General features: G+C 66.0%; 9 protein-coding genes. 5 read left to right on the forward strand and 4 right to left on the reverse strand.

Translation table 11 applies throughout. The features are described 5' to 3' along the window. Positions 1-309 (reverse strand): response regulator (locus ACXJKH_RS12485; protein ID WP_457319671.1); only part of this gene is annotated, 309 nt, incomplete at its 3' end. Between the two features lie 382 nt (positions 310-691). On the opposite strand from ACXJKH_RS12485, the gene ACXJKH_RS12490 reads away from it, so the two are divergent. The 4 genes from ACXJKH_RS12490 to ACXJKH_RS12505 are packed head-to-tail and all read left to right on the forward strand — an operon-like array spanning position 692 to position 2,747. Beyond that, the gene (locus ACXJKH_RS12490) at positions 692-1,390 is read left to right on the forward strand and encodes a hypothetical protein (protein ID WP_457319672.1); all 699 of its coding nucleotides are present in this window, start codon (positions 692-694) and stop codon (positions 1,388-1,390) included. Between the two features lies 1 nt (position 1,391). Then, positions 1,392-1,937 carry a GTP-binding protein gene (locus ACXJKH_RS12495; RefSeq protein ID WP_256774301.1) on the forward strand — a complete coding sequence of 182 codons (546 nt, stop codon included), beginning with the start codon at positions 1,392-1,394 and terminating at the stop codon, positions 1,935-1,937. Next, entirely contained in the window at positions 1,930-2,352 is a 423-nt protein-coding gene (locus tag ACXJKH_RS12500) for a roadblock/LC7 domain-containing protein (RefSeq protein ID WP_457319673.1), read from the forward strand. The genes ACXJKH_RS12495 and ACXJKH_RS12500 overlap by 8 nt, the downstream gene beginning before the upstream one ends. Before the next feature lie 32 nt (positions 2,353-2,384). Continuing rightward, positions 2,385-2,747: a hypothetical protein gene (locus ACXJKH_RS12505; protein ID WP_256774303.1), complete on the forward strand. Its 363-nt coding sequence runs from the start codon at positions 2,385-2,387 to the stop codon at positions 2,745-2,747. A gap of 188 nt (positions 2,748-2,935) precedes the next feature. Here ACXJKH_RS12505 and ACXJKH_RS12510 read toward each other — a convergent pair whose 3' ends face one another. Genes ACXJKH_RS12510 through ACXJKH_RS12520 form a run of 3 tightly spaced genes read right to left on the reverse strand, consistent with a single transcriptional unit; the run spans position 2,936 to position 5,703 of the window. After that, a complete protein-coding gene (locus tag ACXJKH_RS12510) occupies positions 2,936-3,187 on the reverse strand; it encodes a hypothetical protein (protein WP_256774304.1) in 252 nt (83 codons plus the stop codon). Beyond that, positions 3,184-4,533, reverse strand: a complete 1,350-nt coding sequence (locus ACXJKH_RS12515) for a TFIIB-type zinc ribbon-containing protein (RefSeq protein ID WP_457319674.1) — start codon at positions 4,531-4,533, stop codon at positions 3,184-3,186. The genes ACXJKH_RS12510 and ACXJKH_RS12515 overlap by 4 nt, the downstream gene beginning before the upstream one ends. Positions 4,534-4,554: 21 nt before the next feature. After that, entirely contained in the window at positions 4,555-5,703 is a 1,149-nt protein-coding gene (locus tag ACXJKH_RS12520) for an SPFH domain-containing protein (protein WP_256774306.1), read from the reverse strand. Between the two features lie 200 nt (positions 5,704-5,903). Between ACXJKH_RS12520 and ACXJKH_RS12525 the strand changes: the two genes are divergently transcribed. Beyond that, on the forward strand, positions 5,904-6,356 hold a 453-nt coding region (locus ACXJKH_RS12525; protein ID WP_457319675.1), incomplete at its 3' end, for a DUF2306 domain-containing protein.

Raw genomic sequence — 6,356 nt, forward strand, 5'->3', positions numbered from 1 at the left:
GCGCACGCCGTTCTTCATCGCCATCCGCAGCGTCGGTACGTTGGTGAACATCGTCATCAGCACCACCGGCAACGCCGGGTGCCTGCGGTGGATCATCGCCAGCATCGCCTGACCGTCCGGCGCGGCGCCGCCGGGCATGGAAAAGTCCGTCATCAGCACGTCGCAGGGCGCACGCTCCAGCGCGCAGAGAAGCTCATCGGCGCAGGCGGCCTCGGCCACCACGCGGTAACGGCCCGCACCTTCCAGCAAGGCACGAACGCCCAGGCGGACAACGGGATGATCGTCGGCGATGATGACGCGGATGGGCACGGTGGAACTCCTGGCGGACAAGCGTGGAGAACGGCACGGCACCCTGCCGATCGCCCGTATCGCGATTCAGGCGGCCTGCACCCTGTTCTGAGCCGAAAGTCTGTGCACTTTGATTGTTGTTGTATATACAAATAGTGCGAAAGGGGCACTGCATCTTTTGAACTGATGAAGTGTGGCGCGCAACGCATACCAATACTTGCAAACACCTGCGGCGGCGACCGTTTTCACAGTATTTGCATGGCGCGATCGAGGGGCCGGATGGTCTCCTAGAACCCCGTCGGCTGGTGACCGCCCAGCGTCACCGGCCAGGCATCCGCTCCCACACGAAGATCCCCATGATGTTGTCCGTTTCATCGTCCGCGGCCGCGGCAAGGCACGCGGTATGAGCCGCTTTCGCCGTGTGCCGTTCGACGTCGAACCGACACTTCCCTCCGCTGCGCCACAGCCGCTGCTCTTCGTGCAGGCGCTGCGCCGACGCCTGATGCTCGAACGCAAGCAGCAGGACCCCATTCATTGCGCTGCGATCATGTCCAGGGGCAAGGTGCTGTGCTGGCTGGACACCGAGCACAACCTGGGCGTGCTGGCCGAGCCGTCGGCGATGTCGATGGCCCTGTTCCAGGCGGCGCTGGTGGGTCCGCAGCCCACCCTTGAGCTGCTGCCCGTTGCGCGCAGCCTGTTCGATGCGCAGGCGGCTCGATCCCGACCGGTGGCATTGCKTCCGCTGCTCTGGCAAGCGGGCCTGCATGCAGCCGGCGATGGTGCCCCGTTGCCACCGCTGCAGGACGACACCTGCCTGCGACTGCGTCGCTGGCCGGATTTCCGCGTACTGGCGCACCGTCACGACGACTTTCGGATCTGCGCGTTGATGATCCGGCATGCGCTGGATGTGGGTAGCTGCAGTTCGATCCTGGGCCTGCCCCGTGTGGAGGTCCAGGCCTTTTTCAATGCCGCCTATATCAGCGGCTATGCGCATCCAAGTGCTGCCCCGATGCCGGCGCTGACCGTAGCGCCCGCCAAGCCGGCTGCCAGCAATGCGCTGGCCCGGATGTGGCGTGATGTGCGTAACCGCTGGAGTCGATGAAATGCGTGAATACAAGATCGTGGTGCTGGGCGAAATGGGCGCCGGCAAGTCGACCCTGGTGCAGGCGTTGGCACAGGGCAGGGCGGTCTCTACCGAGGTGCGCAACACCGACCCGGGCGCCGACAAACCATTCACCACCGTGGCGATGGACTACGGCGACATCGACCTGCCGGGCGGCGACCGGCTGCGGCTGTACGGCACGCCCGGTCAGACCCGTTTCGACTTCCTGTGGCCGATCCTGCTCGAAGGTGCCAGTGGCGCGATCGTGCTGGTCAACGCCCACGCCGGGCTACCCCAGCAGCAGGTGCAGCCCTATCTGGACGCGGTCGAGCGCCACCCCGCGCCGCTGCCGGTGGTAATGGGCGTGACCCGAATGGACGATGCCGCCCCGGCGCAGCGCGCCGCCTGCGAACAGTGGCTGGAACACGACGATGGAGCGCTGCCCATCGTCATGGTGGATCCGCGCGATCCGATGCAGGTTCTTACCGTGATGGATGTACTGATGAGTCAGATTGAATGCCAAACCCTGGTGGCCTGCGATGAATGATGCAGCCCGCCTGCCGGCAAGCGGCGCGGTGCGCGAGCAGGTCGACGCGCACCTGGCCACCCTCGTACACGACGTGGACGGCCTGATGGGCGTGGTGGTCGCCAGCCTGGACGGCTTCGCCCTGGCCCAGGTCGGCCGCGAAGAAGAGACCGTCAGCCGCCTTGCCGCGATGACCAGCTCGATGCTGGCGCTGGCCGAAGCGCTCGGTCGCGAGCTGGTGATCGGCTCGCTCGGTGCGCTGATCCTGGAAGCGGCGCACGGCAAGGTGCTGATGCTGACCATCCCCGTGCAGCCGCCGCAACTGCTGATGGCCGCCTGCGACCAGACCAGTGCGATGGGGCAGGTGCTGTGGCACGCCAAACAGTGCGTGCGCCGCCTCACCGCCGCGATGCCGGCCGACACCCGAACACGTTGATTGACCCACCTCCACTTGATAAGGAAAACAGAATGAACAAGAGCATCACCGATTGCCTCGACGCCCTGATGCAGATCAATGGCGCGCAGGCCGTGGCCCTGGTCGACTACGACAGCGGCATGCTGCTCGGCGAAGCCGGCTCCGGCGTGGACATGGAACTGGCCGCGGCCGGCAACACCGAAGTGCTGCGCGCCAAGATGAAGACGGCCGAGTCGCTCAAGCTCAACGACGTCATCGAAGACATGCTGATCACCCTGGGCCGCGCGTACCACGTGCTGCGTCCGGTGGCCTCCAACAAAGGCCTGTTCTTCTACGTGGTACTGGACCGCCAGAAAGCCAACCTGGCACTGGCGCGTCGCACCGTGCTGGATGTGGAAGGCTCGCTGAAGCTGTAACCCGGTCGGGCGTCGCTACGCCCGCCTGGCGCGAGAATGGGGATGCCGTGTCCGCCCGGGGAAGGGGCGGGCACGGCACTTGGTTGCGCGCCGCCCACGGGCGGAAAACGCCCGATCGTCGACCGACGCCGACGGCCACGTGCTGGGCGGGGTCACGATCGTGCCGACAGCGCCGACAGCTCCGGGGGTCAGCTGCTGTCCCGCATCACCCGGGTGCGGTAGGCGCGCACGTTGTCGCCGCGGATGCGGGTTTCCTGGGTGCCGGTGATGGTATCGACCCGATGGTCCGAGCCGGTTACCGGCTTGGCCTCCACCAAGGTCTCGCGCTCGAAGGCGTGGGATTTGTCGGTATTGCGGTAGTACCGGTATAGCGCCCAGTACAACGCGGTCGCGCTGGCCGGGCCCGCGGCCAGCAACCAGAGTCCACTGTCATCGCTCATGAGGAGGCCACCAGGAAGAAGAGAACAAGGGCTTCGATGATCGTACCGGTGGCGAGCGCGGCCAACAGCAGCTTCCACTGCTGCACCGGCACGCTGCCCATGGTTTCACCGGTGCGGCCGTTCACCGCGATGTAGTGCAGCATGCCGCCGTTGCGGCCGGGCTGGTGATACGAGTAGAGCCACACCGGCAGGTACATCGACACCCAGCGCGTACCGTGCACGTCCAGCCGCTCCTGCTCCCAGCGCACGCCACGGTCATAGCGGCGCACGGAGCCCTCCACCTGCGCGCGGGCGATCGACAGCAGCTGGTCTTCCAGCCGCGGGCGCAGCTTCTCCACGTCGAGGTTGCGCTTCTCGGTGGTGAAACCCATCAGGTAGGAGGCGTTCCACTTCAAGGCGTTCTTGGTGTCGAACGGCAGGATCGTGTTGATGATGTTGTTGGTATTGGTGCGCGTGTCCAGGTTGCCGCGCTCGGCCGACGACTCCAATGGCAGGTCGTCCACGGTGAAGTCCACCTCCCGCTCCACCCGGTACACATCGGCGTCGTAGTAGGTCTTCTTCTTGTCGCCCTCACCACGGGTGTACTCGCGGGTGAGGATTTCGCCTTTGCCGGCGACCGCGGCGCTGACGTTGCTGTCGACGATCATGTAGGGCAGGTACACGCCCACCACATTTTCCGGCGTGAACTCGTTCTTGAAAGCCTTCAACGCAAACAGACGGCGCTTGTCCACGAACTGGCGGATACGCGCCACGGCATCGGTCTTGCTCACCTTGAACGGCAGTACCGCATCGGGCACCGCGCCGTTGGCCACCTGTTCGTTGACCCCGAACACATGGCGGCACCAGTGGCAGCGTGCGGTCATCGTGCTCTCGGTGTTGATGGTGACTTCGGCGCCGCAGCCGGTGCACTTGAAGCTCATCAGGCTGGCGGTATCGGCCTGGATGTCACGCGCACCCGACGCAATGACCGTGCCGCGCAGCTGGTCGATGCCATCGCCCAGCCCGAACGCCTGCTCGACCAGCGTGCCATGCCACTCGTTGCGGCAGAACTGGCAGACCAGTACGTCGGTACCGAGCTTGAGCCGGACATCGGTCGAGCCGCATTTCGGGCAGCGGTTGAGGCCGTCCTTGAGTTCTTCGGCGGACGTATCCAGGGCAACCGGGTCCGGCGCCAGCAATTCATCGCGAATCGGCGGGGGCAGGGTGGACGGGTCGACCGGGAAGGTGCCCGGCAACGGCGGCACGTCCCGCGGCGATCCGGGGCCGCTCACGGGCGTGGGCGGYGCAGGCGGCAACGGAGGCGGGGCCGACGACGGCAGCGGCGGCGGGATTCGGGAATCGGACATGATCTGCGCGCTTCCTGCGTCTTACAGGCCCAGCGCCTTGGCCTTGAGCTTGTCGTAGTCGTCCTGGGTGATCAGGCCCAGATCGAGCATTTCCTTGGCCTTCTTCAGCTTGGCCACGGGGTCGTCCGCCGCCGGGGCCGCAGGGGTCGCCGGCTGCTGCAGGTTGCCGGCACCGAACATGCCCGAGGCCATGCCTACGCCCACCAGCCCGGCCGCACCGCCGTTCTCGCCGGCCGACTGGATACCCTGGGCCACGCTGGCCTGCAGGTTCGAGTTGCCGCGCGAACCGGCCAGCGCATCGGCGCGCTGCACGGTCTTGAGCAGTTCGCGGGTGTTGGCGTCGTATTCGATCGACACGATCGCGGTCTTGACGATGGCCAGGCCGCGATCGGACTTCCACTGGTAGCCCTGTTCGACGGCAGCGGACAGGCTCTGCGCGAAGCCAAGCGAATCCTGCTGCAGCTTGGTGATGCGATTGCCCTTGCCCGGATCGTTGGTGTACAGGCTGAAGGCCGGTGCGAGCGAGCCCACCACTTCATTGAACAGCTGGCTGGCCGCCGCGTTGTCCAGATCGGTGAAGTCGAACACCTGGCCCGGCTGCAGGTAGCTGGCCGGCACGAAATTCTTCACGAACAGGATCGGGTCGACGATCTTCAGCGTGTACGAGCCGCGCGTCAGCGCGCCGACCTGCGTACCCAGGAAGCCGTCGTCCCAGTAGATTTCCGACTGGGTGCCGAAACGGTTGTCCGGCAGCTCCTTGAGCGAGACGAAGAACGCCGCCTGCTGCGAGCCCGGCTGGCCGCCGAACTTGAAGCGCTCCCAGCTCTGCTTGATCAGCGGGCCGACCAGCCCGTCGCCGGCGAAGATCGACTGCGAGTTGGCGTCGTCCGAGCGCCATTCATAGCCACCCGGTTCGGCAACGAAACCGGTCACCGCGCCGTCCTGGAACAGCAGCAGGCCGTAGCCTTCGGGCACGACGATCTTCGAGCCATTGGTGATGATGTTCGACGACGCGCTGGTGTTCGAGCCGCGCCCGGCATTGGTACCGCGCGGCACCGCGGCAAACAGCGCTGCCGTCGACGGCAGGCCGGCCGGCACGGTGAAGAAATCCTTCCACTGGTCGGCCAGAACACCGCCAACCGCACCCTTCACCGCCTGTACCAGACCCATGACCAACTCCCTGTATTCCGAGGACGGGCGGGGTGCCCGTCGTGCTGGAGCGACTATATCAGCAGCTGGGGAGGGGAAAGGGAGCGGGCCACGGCGCATGGCCCGCCCGGACGCCTCGCAGCGATGATTGACGCCGCCCGGGCAAAGGGGCAGCATCGCGATCGACCAAAGAGGGTCGAACCCACGGGCACTGAACGTTCATGAAGCGATTCGGCACGGCATGCGGTTACGTCCTGTCACTGGCCGTGGCGGCTTACGCGATCATCGCCTATGCGCTGCTGCCACTGGGCAGCCTGGTCCACCCGGACATGAAGGCGTCCTTCCTCGGTCACCGGGCGGGCATCTATATGCATGTGTTCGCCGCTTCGGTCGCGCTGGCGTTGGGGCCATTCCAGTTCTCCGCACGCCTGCGAAAGCGGTTTACCGGTGCCCACCGTTGGATGGGGCGTATTTACCTGAGCGTTGGCGTCCTGCTGGGCGGACTGTCCGGGCTCTATATKGCCACGTTCGCGTTCGGCGGGGTAGCGGCGAAAATCGGCTTCGCCTGCCTTGCCGTTCTCTGGCTGTACACCGGCCTGCGGGYCTACATGGCGATCCGGGGCGGCGCGGTCGCTGCACACCGCAAATGGATGGTGCGCAATGTCGCCCTGACG

Source organism: Stenotrophomonas sp. P5_B8 (genome assembly GCF_054049855.1).